General features: G+C 53.6%; 17 protein-coding genes. 14 read left to right on the top strand and 3 right to left on the bottom strand.

What is annotated here, in order from left to right; genetic code table 11:
* Positions 1-297: 297 nt before the first annotated feature.
* Entirely contained in the window at positions 298-1,185 is an 888-nt protein-coding gene (locus tag BLQ82_RS26015) for a CHAD domain-containing protein (RefSeq protein ID WP_062522349.1), read from the bottom strand.
* A gap of 280 nt (positions 1,186-1,465) precedes the next feature.
* On the opposite strand from BLQ82_RS26015, the gene BLQ82_RS31170 reads away from it, so the two are divergent.
* Entirely contained in the window at positions 1,466-2,887 is a 1,422-nt protein-coding gene (locus BLQ82_RS31170) for a lipoate--protein ligase family protein (protein ID WP_083351118.1), read from the top strand.
* Positions 2,888-3,413: 526 nt separating this feature from the next.
* Here the strand turns inward: BLQ82_RS31170 and BLQ82_RS26000 are convergent.
* Positions 3,414-4,199: a carbon-nitrogen family hydrolase gene (locus BLQ82_RS26000; RefSeq protein WP_062522357.1), complete on the bottom strand. Its 786-nt coding sequence runs from the start codon at positions 4,197-4,199 to the stop codon at positions 3,414-3,416.
* 164 nt (positions 4,200-4,363) lie between these two features.
* Here BLQ82_RS26000 and BLQ82_RS25995 point away from each other — a divergent pair, with 164 nt between their 5' ends.
* From BLQ82_RS25995 to BLQ82_RS25955, 9 genes are all read left to right on the top strand, one after another.
* The gene (locus tag BLQ82_RS25995; RefSeq protein ID WP_062522359.1) at positions 4,364-4,798 is read left to right on the top strand and encodes a MarR family winged helix-turn-helix transcriptional regulator; all 435 of its coding nucleotides are present in this window, start codon (positions 4,364-4,366) and stop codon (positions 4,796-4,798) included.
* 33 nt (positions 4,799-4,831) lie between these two features.
* Positions 4,832-5,467 (top strand): nitroreductase family protein, encoded by a 636-nt coding sequence (locus tag BLQ82_RS25990; protein WP_062522361.1) that lies wholly within the window; start codon positions 4,832-4,834, stop codon positions 5,465-5,467.
* A 47-nt stretch (positions 5,468-5,514) separates the two neighbouring features.
* Positions 5,515-5,811, top strand: coding sequence for a putative quinol monooxygenase (locus BLQ82_RS25985; protein ID WP_062522363.1), 297 nt, complete (start codon positions 5,515-5,517; stop codon positions 5,809-5,811).
* 29 nt (positions 5,812-5,840) lie between these two features.
* Positions 5,841-7,025 carry a pyridoxal phosphate-dependent aminotransferase gene (locus BLQ82_RS25980; protein ID WP_074648648.1) on the top strand — a complete coding sequence of 395 codons (1,185 nt, stop codon included), beginning with the start codon at positions 5,841-5,843 and terminating at the stop codon, positions 7,023-7,025.
* 241 nt (positions 7,026-7,266) lie between these two features.
* The gene (locus BLQ82_RS25975; RefSeq protein ID WP_244281006.1) at positions 7,267-8,883 is read left to right on the top strand and encodes a phospholipase D-like domain-containing protein; all 1,617 of its coding nucleotides are present in this window, start codon (positions 7,267-7,269) and stop codon (positions 8,881-8,883) included.
* 62 nt (positions 8,884-8,945) lie between these two features.
* Positions 8,946-9,323, top strand: a complete 378-nt coding sequence (locus BLQ82_RS25970; RefSeq protein ID WP_062522365.1) for a hypothetical protein — start codon at positions 8,946-8,948, stop codon at positions 9,321-9,323.
* 104 nt (positions 9,324-9,427) lie between these two features.
* The gene (locus BLQ82_RS25965) at positions 9,428-9,754 is read left to right on the top strand and encodes an ArsR/SmtB family transcription factor (RefSeq protein ID WP_062522366.1); all 327 of its coding nucleotides are present in this window, start codon (positions 9,428-9,430) and stop codon (positions 9,752-9,754) included.
* Positions 9,755-9,861: 107 nt separating this feature from the next.
* The gene (locus tag BLQ82_RS25960) at positions 9,862-11,637 is read left to right on the top strand and encodes a SulP family inorganic anion transporter (RefSeq protein WP_062522368.1); all 1,776 of its coding nucleotides are present in this window, start codon (positions 9,862-9,864) and stop codon (positions 11,635-11,637) included.
* A 362-nt stretch (positions 11,638-11,999) separates the two neighbouring features.
* Positions 12,000-12,701, top strand: a complete 702-nt coding sequence (locus tag BLQ82_RS25955) for a DUF1361 domain-containing protein (protein WP_025703330.1) — start codon at positions 12,000-12,002, stop codon at positions 12,699-12,701.
* Here the strand turns inward: BLQ82_RS25955 and BLQ82_RS25950 are convergent.
* Positions 12,677-13,018, bottom strand: coding sequence for an MGMT family protein (locus BLQ82_RS25950; protein ID WP_062522370.1), 342 nt, complete (start codon positions 13,016-13,018; stop codon positions 12,677-12,679). The two genes, BLQ82_RS25955 and BLQ82_RS25950, sit on opposite strands and share 25 nt — an antisense overlap.
* Positions 13,019-13,103: 85 nt before the next feature.
* Here BLQ82_RS25950 and BLQ82_RS25945 point away from each other — a divergent pair, with 85 nt between their 5' ends.
* The 4 genes from BLQ82_RS25945 (at position 13,104) to BLQ82_RS25930 (ending at position 17,992) form a co-directional block, all read left to right on the top strand.
* Positions 13,104-14,000, top strand: a complete 897-nt coding sequence (locus BLQ82_RS25945; RefSeq protein ID WP_244281005.1) for a helix-turn-helix domain-containing protein — start codon at positions 13,104-13,106, stop codon at positions 13,998-14,000.
* A gap of 112 nt (positions 14,001-14,112) precedes the next feature.
* A complete protein-coding gene (locus tag BLQ82_RS25940) occupies positions 14,113-15,078 on the top strand; it encodes an SDR family NAD(P)-dependent oxidoreductase (RefSeq protein ID WP_062522375.1) in 966 nt (321 codons plus the stop codon).
* Positions 15,079-15,290: 212 nt separating this feature from the next.
* On the top strand, positions 15,291-16,841 hold the full coding sequence (locus BLQ82_RS25935; protein ID WP_062522377.1) for a spore germination protein: 1,551 nt from the start codon (positions 15,291-15,293) through the stop codon (positions 16,839-16,841).
* Entirely contained in the window at positions 16,838-17,992 is a 1,155-nt protein-coding gene (locus BLQ82_RS25930) for a Ger(x)C family spore germination protein (RefSeq protein WP_062522379.1), read from the top strand. Before BLQ82_RS25935 ends, BLQ82_RS25930 begins: the two co-directional genes overlap by 4 nt.
* The last annotated feature ends 5 nt before the right edge of the window (positions 17,993-17,997 follow it).

Here is a 17,997-nt window from a genome sequence, read left to right as displayed (position 1 = left end):
GCTGAGCCAAATGAGAGGTAGAAATACCTCTGATTTTGGCAGAATCGGGCGGCTGAGCCAAATGAGAGGTAGAAATACCTCTGATTTTGGGAGAATCGGGCTGCTGAGCCAAATCAGAGAAAGTGCCGTTGTTTCGGAGGAAAAACTCATCATTTCTTAAATGACAAAAAGGGAAGGAAGCCGCATGATGCTGGCTTCCTCCTTTTTTTGCATAGAATAATAGGGGCTGAACCAAAAAATGAATTATGGAAGTCCAAACATTCCCGGCAATTACGGCCAGGCCGAAATGTGAAAATCTCAAGTGCCGGGAAACTGGACGACCTCATTGTGGTGCAGCGCTTCAAGGACTTCAGCATTGAGGCTGTCTGTGAATGCAGCCCATACCTTGCGGCCGGCCCCCAGCTCCTCGCGTCCGATGGATTGGAGAATTTCCAGCCATACCCGTTTATCGTTAATGATGCCGAGCTGTTCCTGAATCTTTTTATAAATGTCTTCATGGGCATGGAATTTCTGGCTCAGCGCAAAGCTAGCGGCACTGGCGGTATACCGCAGTTCCTTAGCGGCGATCCGCAGCTCATGCAGTGCGTCGAAGGACTCTTTGGATTCGGCCTCGGAACCCTTGAACAGGGTTTTGCAGGCCTTTTTCTTCTGCTCGAATGCGACCTCCAGCTCGCGCATGACGACATTCGCATCCCTTTTAGACGCCAGTGCTTCGAGATCGCCGCTAAGAAAGGCTTCCCACTGACCGTTCAGCGCCTTGCCGCTCAGCTTGGGCAGCTCGGCTGCCAGCTTCTTGCGGTACTTTTTCCGCTTATCTTTTTGATGCCGGATGACAGCCTTCAGCAGTTTGGCGGTTTTGGCTTCTCCGGCTTCCTTGGCCTGCAGATGTCTGTCCTTGAAGGATTCGATCAGCACGTCGGCGTCTCTGACCTTGCCGAGCCTTTTTTGCGCCTGTTTGAAGGCGCTGTACAACTCTGCTGTAACCAGATGCTCCGGGTCGAGTATGGACAGCAGCGTCAGCAGCTTGCGGCAGTTCACTCTGGCCTGATGAATATCCTCATCCCCGAATGCTTCCAGCGCGTCTTTGCTGTAATCGCAGAAATTGATATATAGCTTGTTCAGCGCCAGCTCCCACTGCCTGGCTTTGCTGATGTGCCTTTCCTTCACTACTTGCAGGTCTGTCATGCGGCATCACTCCTTGAAGGTTGTGTCTTGCATGAACTCTGGTGGCAATCACTGCACTAATACCTTAAGGATAACGCTATCATGGCTTCATTTCAAATACGGATATCAGCATGGGGCTTCGCTGCCGGACTGCTCATCGGTTACAATGGGAATATAGTTGGTATTCTTATAATAAGACAAAAAAACGGAACGTTCGACAGCAGCTTTCAAGGTTCAATTGGGCTATGTGCCGCATTTTTATGGAAAGAAGGAAACCAATGGATTGCGGGAGGGTGTATAGATGAGCGGAGATCATAAAGAGCAGGACCAGAGTGAGGCAAGGGCAGGAGCCTGGGTAGGGAATGGCGCAGGGACAAGTGCGAGGATAGAAGCAGAGGCCGGTGGGGGCCGGGCAGGATTAAGTGAAGGAACAAGGAAAGAGCAAGTAATAGGGCAAGTAGGGCAAGTTGTAAGGCAAGTTGAGGAGCAGGGGCATTTAGAAGGACAGGGGCTAGTGCTGGGAGAGGGACGAGAGCAAGTGCAGGGACAGGAACAAGTGCAGGGACAGGGGCTAGTGCAGGGACAGGGGCTAGTGCAGGGACAGGAGCTAGTGCAGGGACAGGGGCTAGTGCAGGGACAGGAGCTAGTGCAGGGACAGGGGCTAGTGCAGGGACAAGGACAAGTGCAGGGACAGGAACTGGTGCAGGGACAGCGGCTAGTGCAGGGACAGGAACAAGTGCAGGGACGAGAGCAAGTGCAGGGACAGGGGCAAGTACAGGGACAGGGGCTAGTGCAGGTGACAGCGGGTTTGCTCCCGCCGGTTATGGTGCTTTTTGAGCACTTGGCGGAACCGGATGCATCACCGGGAAGTGAGGGTTCCGGTCGTCCCGCGAGTGGTGAAGTCGCAGGGCAATTAAATTCTGCGGTGGAGGCAGGCGGAGATATGCTGCTCCCGTTCGCGTTCGAGGAGACGCTCTGCCGGGATGTGGGGGCGGGCCTCGTCCAGCCGTCTGTGCATCTGTGGAGCCATCCCGGTGGCGTAGCGCTGGGCCTGCGGGACAGCAAGCTGCCCCGGGCGGCTGAGGCGATGGCCGAACTGGAGGGGAAGGGCTACCGCACGGCGGTCCGGCATTCCGGCGGCGCGGCTGTGCCGCTGGATGCCGGGGTCGTCAACGTGTCGCTGCTGCTCCGCAAAAGTACGGGGAAGCTGGACTTCCACGACGATTTCCGGCTGCTGGCTTCGCTGATCACAGAAGCCGTCGCGGCCAGCCATCCGCAGGCGGCGGCGCAGATCCGGGCAGGCGAGGTCGCCGGGTCATATTGCCCGGGCGACTTCGACTTGGCCATCGGCGGCCGCAAATTCTGCGGCATTGCCCAGCGTAGGCAGAGCAGCGCGTACTTCGTGCACGCGTTCGTAATCGTCTCCGGCTCCGGCCCGGAGCGCGGGCAGTTGATCCGCGGCTTCTACGACACTGCCGCGGATGGCGATGACGCGCTTGCTTATCCGCGCGTCATCCCGCAGACCCTGGCCGCGCTCGGCGAGCTTGGCGGACCGGCTTCGGCGGCAGTGTTCGCCGAAGGATTCCGCCTGGCCTTGACCCGGCGCGGCGTCCATCTGCAGTCTGCCGGCCAGCTGCGGCAGACTGCAGGATACAGCCTCCAGTACGCTGATCCACGCGTACTGGAGGCCGTAAGGGTGCTGCGGGAGCGCTACGCCCGCTAGCAGCCTAAGGCCGGTGAAACGAAGCATCACCGGCCAGCCCCAAAAGTGCCGCCTCTGCTGGGAGTTCAGCAGAAGCGGCACTTTTGGCAATGCATGAATGGAAGCAGGCCATTCAGGCTCTAGATCCGCTTTTGCTATCGAGAAAAGGTCTTATGCGGGTGTAAGAAAAGAAAGCCAATGACCTGTTAAGGCCTAAGTGGAATTAGGATCACTAAATAGGCCTGAACCCGTTCCATAGCGGTATTTAGTGGGAATTTGTATCCTTATTTCCAGCGAATCTGCTGCATGTGGAGCCAAGCCGCTCATTTAAGTGCACTTTTTCCCACTGAGGACCTGCTGGCAGCCAAAAGGCACGGATTAGGTCTGCTTTTTCCACTTCGGTAGCCATAATCAGGCGCTCTGAACAGCTTCTCCTGTAGGATGACGGGCAATCGCCGAGACGTAATAACGGACAATCCCTGTAACTTAGAGGCAGGGCTGCCCTTGCAAGCGGTCCCTCCCGGTGCCGCCGCAAAGGATCGGCAGATTACTGGTACAGCTCCGGCCTCCGGTCGGAAAAAACCGGAATCTGTGCCCGGACCTCCCGCACCTTCTGCAAATCTATCTCACCGCGCAGAATCTCCTCCCCTACCGAGGCTTCGCAGACGACCTCTCCCCATGGATCAATGATCATCGAATGGCCTGCAAAAGTGTTCGACGGGTCCTCGCCTGCACGGTTGCACGCGATGACATAACATTGGTTTTCAATGGCCCGGCAGATCAGCAGGGCACGCCAATGGGCGAGACGCGGCAGCGGCCATTCGGCGCTGATGAACAGCATCTCGGCACCGGACGCTGTATGGGCACGGGCCCATTCGGGAAAGCGGATATCATAGCAGATCAGCCCGGCGCAGCTGGCTCCGTCCAGAGTGAACAGCCCTTTGGCTGCCCCAGGCTGCAGATACAGATGCTCATCCATCAGCCGGAACAGATGCAGCTTGCTGTACTCTCCGGCGAGTTCACCGGTACAGCTGAATACATACATGCTATTGGTAATGCCGCTGTCGTGCCTGCTGGCAACGGAGCCGGCCACAATATGGATGCCGAGCTCGCGGGCTAGGCCGGACATCAACGTCTTGGTGGCATTCCCCTCAGGATCGGCAATTACGGCCAGCCGGGTCAAATCATAGCCGGTCGTCCACAGCTCCGGGAGGATCACACAATCCGTGCCTTGAGCAGCGGCCTCGCGGATTTTACGTTCTGCCGCAGCATAATTCGCCTGGGGATTGCCAAATGCTATATCGAGCTGGAGCAGGGAGATTATCATAAACAGACTCCTTTTTCTATGGATTAGGATAATTTGATTCTACGGGGAAGCGGCTGGCCCGGCAAGGAAGAAATGGGTTGTAAATATTAGTTGACGGGTCAATGATAAAGGTGTAAAGTGATGAATGTCAAAAAGATTGTGCACAATCCATTTGTATTAGGGGGTTAATCTTGACTGAATATCTGTCTGAGGAAGACCGCATTTTTGAACGTCTGCAGGCGCTGAACAAAGCAATTACACCGACCTTCGAGCGCTGTGCAGGGATTAGTCCTACTCGGCTCCGTCTGCTTCATGAGCTGTTCCAGGTTACTGAGATCAGCCAGATTTCCCTGCAAAAGCATGTGGATATCGATGCTGCGGCTGTCACCCGCCATCTGAAGGGACTGGAAGAGAACGGTATGATCTCCCGGCGCAATAATCCTGATGACAACAGAGTGACTCTGGTCTCACTGACTGCGCAGGGCAGAGATAAAATCCGTTCTTACAAGGAAGAAAAGAGCCGTTTTATTGCCAATTTGCTCGCAGGGTTTAATGAACAGGAGCGCGCTGCGCTCGCAGATATGCTTGCCCGGCTGCAGTATAATATCAAGTTGCTGCAGCCATAAACTATACACCAACCTCAAAGGAGCTTGTTATTTATGAACACTACCCAAACCAATGATTTTACAAGTATTATCACAGGACGCCGCTCGATCCGCAAATATGATCCATCCGTCAAAATCAGCAAAGCGGAAATGACCCAAATTCTTACTGAAGCAACGCTCGCGCCTTCTTCGGTGAACATGCAGCCTTGGCGTTTTCTGGTGATTGAAAGTGCTGAGGGCAAAGCCAAGCTTGCGCCACTGGCTAAATTCAACCAGCAGCAGGTAGAGACTTCAGCGGCGGTTATCGCAGTTTTTGTGGATATGAACAATTTCGATTATGCTGAAGAAATTTACGGAACAGCTGTAGAACGCGGACTGATGCCTGCTGAAGTAAAAGAAAGACAGCTTGCCGCGCTGGGTGCGCATTTTGCAAATTTGCCTGCAGCTGTGAACAGAGAAACCATTATGATCGACGGGGGGCTGGCCTCCATGCAGCTGATGCTGGCAGCCCGTGCCCACGGCTACGACACTAACCCTATCGGCGGCTTCGAGAAAGACCAGATCGCCGAAGTGTTCGGAATGGACAAAGAGCGCTATATCCCGGTTATGCTGATTTCAATCGGCAAAGCCGCTGAAGCTGGTTATGCATCTGTCCGTCTGCCTATCGACACCATTGCACAGTGGAAATAAGACTGTTAAGATGCTTATGCTCACAAAACGTTTAGGAGGTTCCCCAAATGATCATTATTCATGCTGTAATGCAAGTCAATCCTGCACTTAAGGAGAAATTTCTGGCCGAGGCCAAACAACTGCTGGCCGCAACCCGTCAAGAGGAAGGCAACCTTTCTTATGAGCTGTACAATCATTTCGAAAAGGACAATACCTATATCATGGTGGAAACCTGGCGCGATATGGAGGCTGTAGCCAGTCATAATTCAAGTTCCCACTTCACCGGCTTTGCGGCAAAAGCGCCGGAGTTCCTGACGGCTCCGCTGGACGTCAAAGTGTATAACGCCGAGCCGGCCAGCAAATAATCCACAGCCGGAGAGGATGAATACCTGCAGTGAATCATTTTGAGCCTTCAACGATGTTGCAGTCCTTGCCCAAGCAGTTTTTTGCCGCCCTTGTCGCCAGGGCGGGCATGGCCTCCGCAGCAGGGCATGACGTGATCAATCTGGGACAGGGAAATCCCGATATGCCTACGCCAGCACACATTGTCGAGGCCTTGCAGGCGGCAGCAGCCAATCCCCTCAACCATAAATATCCGCCGTTTCGCGGCCACCGCTACCTGAAGGAAGCAGTGGCCGGGTTCTACGGGCGTGAATATGGAGTGAGGCTTGAGCCGGACAGCGAGGTTGCGATCCTGTTCGGCGGCAAAACCGGACTGGTCGAGGTGGTCCAGTGCCTGTTGAATCCGGGCGATACCGCGCTTGTACCCGACCCTGGATATCCAGATTACTGGTCAGGAATTGAACTGGCCCGTGCGGTCATGGAGAGGATGACGCTGACTGCGGAAAACGGCTTTTTGCCCGATTACGGCACCATAAGCCCGGAGGCGGCCGACAGGGCGAAGCTGATGTTCCTGAACTATCCGAACAATCCGACAGGAGCCGTGGCTTCGGAGGCTTTTTTCCGCGATACGGTGCAGTTTGCCGGGCAGCATAATCTTTGTGTGGTCCATGATTTCGCCTATGCCGCACTCGGCTATGATGGAGTGCGTCCGCTCAGCTATCTTCAGACGCCGGGAGCGAAGGACAACGGCATTGAAATATATACTTTATCCAAAACTTACAACATGGCCGGTTGGCGGGTAGCGTTTGCTGTCGGAAATGCCAGTGTTATTGAGAGTCTGAACCTGCTGCAGGATCATATGTACGTCAGCCTGTTCGGTGCGGTCCAGGAAGCGGCGGCCGCAGCATTGTCAGGTCCCCAGGTCTGTGTCCAGGAGAATCTGGACCGCTATGAAGCGAGGCGGAATCTTCTGATCGGCGGATTACGCGGGCTTGGCTGGAAGGTGGAGGCTCCAGGCGGTTCATTTTTTGCCTGGCTTCCGGTTCCTGAAGGCTACACCTCCCAGAGCTTTGCCGATCTGCTGCTGGATGAGGCCCATGTGGTAGTGGCGCCGGGGATCGGCTTCGGTGAATACGGCGAAGGCTATGTGCGGGTAGGTCTGGTCAGCGATGAAGCCCGGCTGGCGGAAGCTGTGAAGCGGATTGCAGGGTTGAAGCTTTTTGCTCCAGTCCGGTGACAAGCTGCCGGGATATCATGAATAAGTATTCTTTCAGCAGGGGGAGTTTCTGGAGCCGGACAGGTTCTGGAAGCTCCCCCTGTTTTTTTCTCAGCTGGCTGAAGGGGAAGGATAGAACTCCAAGCGGGTGAACGTTTATAAGGGGTGCATCCGGGGTATCTAAGCATAGCTTAATTACTCTGGCCTTTGGCTGTTGGTCATGAACCGGCTGCACATCTTGGAATGGATGGAGGAACTGCCTGTGAAAAATGTACATAGGAACAGCAGAATGCTTCTTGAAAAGTGGGATGAAGGACTGCAGCGGGATATTGTTGATGTTGTGAATTATTATCTATCCGGCGGCTCACTGGGGGCGGTTGCCGGTCCGGCGGAACGGCTTACATCATTGATGGACGCGGCGCTGGAGGGAGGCGCTGCCCGCGCATACCGCCAGGAGACCGGCGGCGTAATTACGGAGGCCGGGCAGCTCGCTGAACTGCCGGGCTTCAGTACGGGGTTGCTTGAACAGCTTGCCGCTGAGGTCAGAGTGCTGGATTCCGGCAAGCTTCGGGCACTGGCTCCGCAGACCACCCGCAATAACCGGGTGGATGCTTTTGTGAACGGCCCGCAGTGCCTGGAAATGCTTCTGGAGGAGATCGGCAAGGCCCGGCGTTATATTCATCTGTCCGTCATGCTGTTCTTTAATGACGACTCGGGCAACCGGATTGCGGACGCGCTGCTGCGCGCGCTGGAGCGGGGAGTTCAGGTGCGCATCATGGTGAATTACACAGTCACTGCCCTTGGATATGGACATAACCTCGAAGTCGGGAGATTTAGCGAAATCTCAGACCGGCTGAAGAAAGCGGGAGCTAAGCTGCAGGATACATTCAATTCCTACTACACTGCTGCGGAGTGGCATAAGAAACGGGCTGAATTGGAGGCTCAGGGTGTACCTGAGAGCATCCTTTTCCTTCAAGATAAAGTACAGGAGGACGTGGAGCTGACCGGTCTGAATGTGATTGACCACCGCAAATTCATGATCATCGACGGCATCACCTCTATCATCGGCAGTCTGAATTTCGGGGACCAGTATACGTTTGCTGCACCGATCGAAACCTCTGCCTCTGTGCAGGTTGACGGGCGCCCAATGGGGGTGCCGGCCCGGGAGGAGGAATGGCATGACGGCTGCTTCCGCATCCGGGGAGCGGCGGCCCTGCCGCTGAATGCCGTGTTCCGGTCCAGATGGCTTCTGCTCGGGGGAGATCCTTTTGATCCTGAGGATGCCTTTTACCGTGCTGAGGGCAATACGGATTTCGGTTCCGAGGAATGTACGCTGTTTGTGAGCTTTCCGGGAAATCCGGTCAATCTGATTCAGCAGTATTATCTCGATCTGATCACTTACGCCGCCGAAGAGACCGTAATAGTGAACCCGTATCTGATTGACCAGGCATTCTGGGACCGGCTGGGCGGGCTTGGACCGGAATGCTCCTGCCATCTTAAGATCTGCAATCCGCTGGAGGTCAATGATCATCCCACCAACCGTGCGGCGGTACGCAGCAATATGTATACACCTTTTTGCAATGGGGTATCTTTTTATGACTACAGTGCTACAGGACGCTTTTCCCATTGGAAAATCACCTATGACCACAGATCGCGCGCGGTGTTCCACGGCTCCTATAATATCAACGAAAGAAGCGCCTGCCACGATTTCGAGCTGGGTCTGCTGGTGAAGGGGGAGGCCTTTGCCGCAAAAGTCAAAGCCATGATTGACTATGACCTCAGCGTGTCCCGTAAAATTACAGATAAGAAGGAATTCTTCAAGCATCCGTGGCTGCACCCCAGCACCTATGTAAATAAAGCAACACAGAATTATACCTGATCGCGCAACGGGCCGGATGTCATGTATAATATGCAGTAAATCTCAGCAAATGGAGCCAAGCTATGAATATTAAAATACTCGGGACAGGCCTGAAGAAGGATGAAGTGGTTTTTGAAGCGGCAACCGGCGCAGGAAGAGGCATCTGGTGCGGTCCTCCTGTGAAGCCGGGTGATGAAGCTGTGGTGGAATTTGAGCTTCCGGCCCTGCTGATGCGCTGGGTGGATATCGTTCCGGCGGAACAGGAGGGGCATGGCATCCGCATGGAAGGGGATGAGGTTGTGCTCACCGGTGTGCTGGACAATAGTGAGGAGGATGGAACCGGCTGCCTGCAGCTGGACGGGGAATTGATCCTGTTCGAATGCCTTGGTGAGCCAATGGCGCTGGGCAGCCTCGTTGAAGTCCGGACCCGGGAAATCAGACTGTATCCGGTCTACCTTTAAATATGGATTTCTCATTATAATTTCACCGCCGGCATAGCCACTCCAGGCTAAATAGGCTAAGATAAACATTAAACAAGAAGTAAGCTATGAGGAGCAGAGGTTCAATGAACAGCGATATTCAGCAATTCAAGACGGAGTTTTTTAAGGCGCTGGCTCATCCGATGCGGATTCGTATTCTGGAGCTGCTTAGCGAAGGCGAAAAAAATGTGAATGAGCTGCAGGCGATTCTTGGGTCCGAAGGGTCCGCCGTATCCCAGCAGCTTGCCGTGCTCCGCGCCAAAAATGTAGTAGCCAGTGTAAAAGAAGGCACAACGGTGATTTACTCGCTGCGTGATCCCCTGATCAAAGATCTTCTGGCCGTAGCCAAGCAAATATTCGATAACCATCTGGTGAACGCCATCTCTCTTCTGGAAGGAATCCGCAGCGAATAACCCGGGGTCTCCCGGGGCGGATTTTCCGTTGACAAGAGCGGCTTACAGGAGTAATGTTGCTCTTATATTCAAATAATCAGATATTCAGAGAAAAGAAGGTTACCAGGATGACAGGGTGGGGCCGTTTTAAAGGCTATAACATTGCGTCGCTGCGCAAGGATCTCATTTCAGGGATCATTGTCGGCGTTATTGCCATTCCGCTGGGGATGGCATTTGCTATTGCTTCAGGCGTGAAGCCGGAGTACGGAATTTACACGACCATAGTTGCGGGCATTCTCATTTCATTGTTCGGCGGTTCAAAGTTTCAAATCGGCGGGCCTACGGGTGCGTTTATTCCTATTTTGTTCGCCATTGCCATGCAGTACGGCTATGAGAACCTGCTGCTGGCCGGAATGATGGCCGGAGTGATCCTCGTGCTCATGGGCCTGCTCCGGCTGGGGGTGCTGATCAAGTTTATCCCGAGACCCGTAACGGTTGGGTTTACGGCAGGGATTGCGGTTATTATCTTCACCGGGCAAATAGCGAGCTTCCTTGGCCTGAAGGATATGAAGCGGCATGAGAGCTTTGTGGACAACATGAAGGAGATCGGCCTGCATCTTTCCACGATCAATCTGTACAGCATTCTGACAGCAGTGATTTGCCTGGCTGTGCTTGTGCTGGGCATGCGTTTTGCGCCAAAAGTGCCCGGGGCACTGGTTGGGCTGCTCTGTGCAACCATCATAGCCGCGTTATTTTTTGGAGGCAAGGTGACTACGATCGGCTCAGCCTACGGGGACATCCCAAATACGCTCCCGAGCTTCCATTTCCCGGTTATTACCTGGGAACGGATGAAGCTGCTGCTTCGCCCGGCCTTCGTGATTGCCATGCTGGGCGCGATTGAGTCGCTGTTGTCCGCAGTGGTAGCGGACGGCATGTCAGGCAGCCGCCACAACAGCAACCGGGAACTGATCGGCCAGGGGGTTGCCAATATAGCTGCTCCTCTGTTCGGCGGGATTCCTGCTACCGGGGCGATTGCGAGAACGGCAACCAACATTAAGAGCGGAGCGGCTTCCCCCTTGTCGGGTGTAATCCACGGAGTGGTGGTATTTCTCATTCTGCTGCTGTTTGCTCCTTATGCGTCGAGTATTCCTCTGGCTGCGATGGCACCTATTCTGATGGTAGTGGCCTGGAATATGAGCGAGCGCAAGGAATTCCTTCATCTGCTCAAGCTGAAGACAGGGGATTCGCTGGTGCTGTTCATTACCTTCCTGCTGACCGTCTTTGCCGACCTGACCGTGGCGGTGGAGGTTGGATTGGTGCTGGCTGTGGTCTTGTTCGTCAAACGGATGGGCGAGGTTCACCTGGTCTCTAAGGTGCTTCCTGACCCCAGCTCGGTAAAGGTCGAGGCCCATATGGTCACAGACAGCCACGATTGCCCGCAGATCGGCATTTATAATGTGGAAGGGCCGCTGTTCTTCGGCGCCGCCTACCGGTTCGAGAATACGATGCCGGGAGTCGGGCCGGATAAGCAGAAGGTCATTCTGCTCCGGATGGGCAAGGTTCCTTTTGTCGATACGACCGGCGAAGCCAATCTGGCGGGGCTGGTGAAGGAACTGCAGGAGGATGGCGGCCGGCTGATGGTCTCCGGCATTCAGTCCCAGCCGCTGGAGCTGCTCAAAAGGACCGGATTGTATGACAAAATCGGGGCAACGCAGTTCTATGAACATACCGGCGAGGCCATCAATGATGCGCTGAAGGTGATCAATCACAGCAAGTGCCTTGGCTGCCGTCATGCGGCCTTCAGGGAATGCACAGCTTTTTCCGGGCTGGATGAAGCGTCTGGACGCAGCACCTTTAAGGGGCGGGTGCCTGCCGTGGGGCGCAAGCTGAGCGGGGAACTGTAGGCGCAGAAAAGTGTAGTCTGCGGGTTATTCACGCTGTTGATTACTGGACTTATATTAAAAGTTAACATAGGAGCGATTCTCCCGTTAGGTTTTGGGAACCGCTCCTTTTTGGTTTTGGTGACTGCCCGGACGAGTGGGAGCAGCCAAACCAAAGGTATTTCCTTTGCCTTTGATTCTTCTCGCCTGCACCGGAACAGCCCAATCAAATTAGATTCTCCCCGCCGCGCCGATACAGCTTATATGCCTATCCGGAAACCCGCCCGATTTGTACAAGACATAGAAAAATTTGTACAATTAGAGGTAAGATATTCAATCAGAGATAGATAATCAACGAATTCTTACCGATAAGGAGATTGCATTTTATGAAGGAATTGAATTACATCAAGGTATTTCTGCTCTTGGCAGGATTGTCCCTGGTGACGCTGGCAGTTTACGGTGTGGTATCGCAGCGGACGGATACGTTTTATAAATTTTTGATCTGGAATCTGTTTCTGGCCTGGCTGCCGTTTGTATTCTCCATGGCGGCCCATGAGCTGGACAAAAGAAAAATCGGCGGACTGCTGGTGCTTCCGCTCGGTATAGCCTGGCTGCTGTTTTTCCCGAATGCGCCTTATATCATGACGGATTTGGTGCATTTGACGATCCGCAAGAATCTGTATTTTGTCAGCGGGACGATCCAGAACCGCTACTGGTATGATCTGATTACGCTGCTGCTGTTCACCTGGAGCGGCTGGCTGACCGGATTCTTCTCCCTGTACCAGTTCCAGGCCGTCATCTACCGTAAAACCAATCTGCTGCTCTCCTGGATCTTCGTGCTGTTCGCCTGCGGACTCGGAGGCTATGGCGTACTGCTCGGCCGGGTCTACCGGCTGAACAGCTGGGATGTGCTTACCGACCGGCATCAGCTGTACCAGCTTGTGGTGGACAGCCTGAACCGGCAATCTGTTTTCTTCAGCCTGTTCATTGCCTGCGTGCTGCTGGCTATTTATGCGACTATGTACTGTCTGCTGAATGTGCTGGGTAGAGGAAACGGCCGCGACTACTCGCTAGGCGGCAGAAGGTAGTCTTCGTCCGGCCCGGGGTGATACTGGTACCGCTGAAGATCAATCACGCCCTTTGCGTCAAAAACAATGCCCTCGCCCTGCAAATAGAGCCGCTGCAGGGAGCTGGATTCGTCATCGGCTAAGGCGATTTCACCTTTGACATTGACCACTCTGTGCCAAGGCAGCTTGTATTTGCGGCTCATGGAATGAAGAATGCGCACAACCTGCCTGGCCCCTCGTGGGCTTCCTGCAGCGCGGGCGATGCCTCCGTAAGTCATGACATAACCTTCGGGGATCGAGCGGATGACGGCGATAACTTTTTGTGTGAATGGTGTCATTGAACGGAACTCCTTTTTTCCCTACGGCAAAGTAGATGTACTGAAATTATAGCAGAATTACATTTCAGGCGGAGGTTCTCAGCAATTGAAGAATGATAAAATGGTAAAGGTCCCTTACGGTTTGACTTCAGAAGTGGGCACTCAGCGTATTCTCAGGCTGAAGGGCGTCACAGTTCTGGAAACCTGCATATCCGGGCTGGGCTCGCAAGGCCGGATGTTTCTGGAGGACCATTTGCTGCTGTTTGTCTTAAGCGGGAACTATAGAGTCCGTTGGGGAAACCGGCAGGTAACCGTCCGGAAGAACGAGATGGTTCTTTTGAAGAGGGCTATGGTTGTAGAATATGAGAAGTCAGGTGAGGACGGGGAGGAGCATCTGTTGAATTATTGGATGTTTTTCCTAAGCGATGATCTCCTTAAGGAATTTGCCGCCATTTCGAATAGCGGGCCCGGAGAGCAAAGGGAAGCCTCCCCGGCTCCGATAAGCATACGGCCAGTAAGCGAAAGACTGTCCAGGTACCTGGAGTCGATAGAGCCTTATTTCAGCGAAGACAGAGACATTGATGATCATTTAGTCAAATTCAAGCTGTTGGAGCTTCTCTATGGGCTCGCTGCTGCAGACGGTCACCTTATGAATCAGCTGCTGCAGCTCCGCCATCCGGTCCGGATGGCTTCGATTGCTGACATCGTAGAAACGAATATAACAACCCCGGCAACCTTAGCCGACCTGGCTTATTTATCGGGAAGAAGCCTATCCAGCTTCAAAAGGGATTTCTATGCCATCTATCAGATGCCGCCCTACCAGTGGATTCGCAAACGGCGGATTGACAAGGCCAAAGAGCTGCTTGCCCACACGGTGCTGCCCGTTACTGACATCTGTTATTCCGCAGGCTTCGAGAATCCGGCGCACTTCTCCCGAATTTTCAAACAAGACACCGGTTATTCCCCCACTTCCTTTAGACAAATGATTCAGTCCAAAGAATGAACCGAATCGTCAAGTGGTTTGGTCTTTTTGGAAAAGCACACAAATGTCCAATGATTTATAGTTACGGTGCAGTAGAGCATCAGATATAAATCAAAAAGGAGATTGTGTAACCATGACCATAATCACTACGCCATTTCATGCTGCTTCCACAGCAGAAGAAGTCGTACAGGAGATTGACTTGGCGGGGAAGCGCATCGTGATCACCGGCGGTGCCTCAGGAATTGGAGTGGAGACCGCGCGTGCGCTGGCCGGGCAAGGTGCTGAAGTGACGTTGGCCGTGCGGAATCTGGACAGCGGGCTGCAGGCTGCCGCAGATATCACCGCCTATACCGGTAATAAGAATGTTCAAGCTGCTGTGCTTGATCTGTTGGATAAACGGAGTATCGCAGCTTTTGCCTCGAGTTGGGAAGGTCCGCTTGATGTCCTCATTAACAATGCCGGTGTAATGGCGATACCCCGGCTCCGCCGGACAGCCGAGGGCTATGAAGAACAGTTTGCGGCCAATTACCTGGGGCACTTTGCCCTGACTGCAGGGCTGCACCAGGCTCTGGCTAAGGCACATTCCGCGAGGATTGTAGTGGTTGCCTCAGCAGATCCCGCAGGAGATCTGGCGAACTGTATCGCTTTTGAGGATATCCACTTTCAGCACCGTCCCTATGATCCCATTACAGCTTATATGCAATCCAAAGCAGCAACGGTTCTTCTGGCAGCCGGCGCTGACAAGCGCTGGAGGCAGGACGGGATTAGGGCTAACGCGCTTATGCCCGGTGCCATTGCCACAAATCTTCAGCGGCACATCGATACCGATACGCTTAAGAGCTGGGGAGCTGCAGATGCTGACGGTAATCGGCTGACTGTGCCCGATGGATGGAAAACCCCTGAACAGGGCGCAGCAACCTCTGTGCTTGTGGCGGCTTCGCCGCTGCTTGAAGGCGTTGGCGGGCGGTTTTTCATAGATTGCCGGGAGTCTGATATCATCAATGCTCAGAACGGACATATTGCGCTGGATGCCGGAAATGCCGATTTGCTGTGGGATACGTATTTTCCGGTAGTCAGCAGTTGGCTTGAAAATAAATAAGGGCTTGAGGCAACAAACGCAGCATACCTGAAAAATTCCCGGAAGGATGACCCCGCTTATGCGGGGTTATTTGGCTTGAACCGATACCTGAGAGCAATACTCCGCACCGCTGCTTCGGAAAGACAAATTTCCTGCACAGCATAATTATGGGGAATAGGAGTTATAGATTCGGGGGATAATCAGATCAAATAATTGTGACAGGAGTGACTGCTGTGGAGAATACCGGCGCTTCCCGGAACAGTGGACAGGCAGAGTGCGAAGTATCCTCCTCGCAGCCGCTTAGTCTCTCAATAGAGGATAATCTGGCTCTGGTCCAGCGGATTTTCAGCAACGATGGGACTCTTCGGGTGCGGTTCATTGAGAATAACCATGGGGCACCGTTGCGCTGCTGTCTGATCTATGTGGAAGGCATGATCGACAGGACACTTCTACAGAACGGGATTACCAAGCCGGTAATGGCCTATCCGTTCAAGGAAGAAGAACGCAGCAATCCGGCTGAACTGATAGAGAAACTCCGCACGGAAATTATAACCCTCAGCGATATTACGGTAACTACTGGGCTGGATGAACTGGTGGAGGGGATTGTCGGGGGCAAAACGGTATTTCTGCTCGACGGATATGCCGGAGCGCTGAGCATTAGTGCCCAGGGCTGGGAAACACGGGCAATCGAAGAGCCTACCACGGAAAAAGCAGTCCGGGGACCGAGAGAAGGCTTCACGGAGTCGCTGCTCGTCAATCTGACCTTAATCCGCCGCAGAGTCCTGAATTCGGATCTGAAGTTTGTATTTAGTGATATCGGGACCCGGACCAAGACACAGACCTGTATCTGTTATATGGAAAGCTTGGCTTCACCGGAGATTCTGGCGGAGCTGCAGAGGAGGCTCGCGCGGGTAGAGATTGACCATGTGCTGGATACCGGTTACCTGGCCGAGCTTATTCGCGACGAGCCTTATTCGCCGTTCGAGATGCTTGGCAGTACTGAACGTCCGGATGCGGTCGTGGGCAAAATTATGGAGGGACGGATTGCCTTGCTGATCGAAGGCAGCCCCTTTGCCTTGACACTGCCGTATGTTTTTGTCGAAAACTTCCAGGCCGCTGAGGATTACTATATCAACTATTACTTTGCCTCCTTTAACAGGTTCTTAAGGGTTATGGGGGCGTTCATGTCCATCAGCATCCCGGCAGCATATGTTGCTTTGGTTACTTACTCCCAGGAGATGGTCCCCACGCTGCTCCTGCTCAGCATTGCCACTGCCAGACTGTCTGTCCCCTTTCCTACGGTTGTTGAGGCACTTATTATGCTGACTATATTCGAAATTCTTCGTGAGGCGGGGGCCCGCATTCCAACCTCCATTGGCCAGGCAGTCAGCATTGTGGGAGCGCTGGTACTGGGGCAGGCTGCTGTAGATGCCCGGATTGTCAGTGCGCCGATGGTCATTGTGGTAGGCCTCACCGGAATCACTACCTTGTTGAATCCAAGGCTTACAGGACCGATGATCATAGTGCGTCTGGTTCTGTTGTTCGCCGCGTTTTTCCTTGGAATTTACGGATACTTTTTTGGACTGCTCGGCCTGGTGATTCATCTCATGAGCCTCCGCTCCTTCGGGGTTCCCTACATGCTGGGTGTGGGGTCGATCCGCCCGCAGGATATTAAGGATACGGCTATCCGCGCTCCATGGTGGGATATGTATCTGCGTCCGGCAGTCATAGGTGCGCGCAATATGAAGCGGAAGCTGCCAGGGAAAAGGGCGGGAGGCTCATGAAAGAAGCTCCGAGGCTGCTGCCGCTGCTGCTCTGCATAATGATGCTTCCGTGCCTCAGCGGCTGCTGGAACTATACCGAAGTTGATGACATATCCATCGTGGCCGGGGTGGCCATCGACAAGGATGGCGCTAACGAGAAGATTCAGCTTACTGCGGAGATGGTAGATATCCAAGGGGGGCTTGACCAAAACCAGGCGGGCTTCAAAATGCTCAGTCTTACGGGAAACACGATCTTTGACATTGTCCGCAATATGATATCCATGACCGGGAGAAAGCTGTTCTGGAGCCATGCCAAAGCCATCATTTTCAGCGAGAAGGTTGCCCGCGAGGGATTGATCAGGACAGTTGACTGGTATAGCAGAGATACGGAAACCAGGTCCGATGTCTTCATCTTTGTGTCGGATGAGCCGACCGCGCGGGAGATTCTGAACCTGAACAGCACCACAAAAACAATCATGTCGTTTGAACTGGCACAGATGATGCGGGACGAGAAGTATACCAGCAGCGCGCCGACCGTGGAAATATGGGATTTCATCGATAAGCTGGAGACTCTGGGGAATCATGCCGTGGCACCGCTCATCTCCATTCATGAGCAGAACGGGCAGAAGAATGAACGTGTTAGCGGCTGTGCGATTTTCTCCAAGGACAAAATGATAGGCAAACTGAACGGCAAAGAAACCAAAAACATGCTTTTTGCCAAAGACGGCATCAAGGGAGGCGTACTGGCGGTGAATGATAAGAACGGTGTTCCCACATATTCTCTGGAGATCTTATCAAGCAGAACCAAGGTGAAGCCTAAGGTGGTGGACGGTAAGCTGCTGCTGCAGGTCAGAACGGTTACACATACCGGGCTGGATGAGGTGATGACTTCGGAAAGCTTTTCGGGCTACGAGACCATCAGTGCGATTGAAGAGCGCGCAGGCCAAGCTCTGAAGCAGGAGATTCAGTCTCTCATCCGGAAGATGCAGCAGGAGTACCATGCCGATATTTTTGGATACGGGGAAATCATCCATGAGCATCAGCCGAAGATGTGGGCCAAGGTCCGTGACCATTGGGATGATGAATTTGCAAAACTGGATATAACGGTAGACTCGAAGGTAATTATTGAGAGCAGCGCCAAAACCTCACGCTCCATTAAGCTGGGAGATTAACCTCA

Origin of the sequence: Paenibacillus jilunlii, from assembly GCF_900102965.1 — a bacterium.
Classification (GTDB): Bacteria; Bacillota; Bacilli; order Paenibacillales; family Paenibacillaceae; genus Paenibacillus_AQ; species Paenibacillus_AQ jilunlii.
The sequence above is the reverse complement of the archived record's forward strand: the minus strand, read 5'-3'. Positions and strand labels throughout refer to the sequence as shown.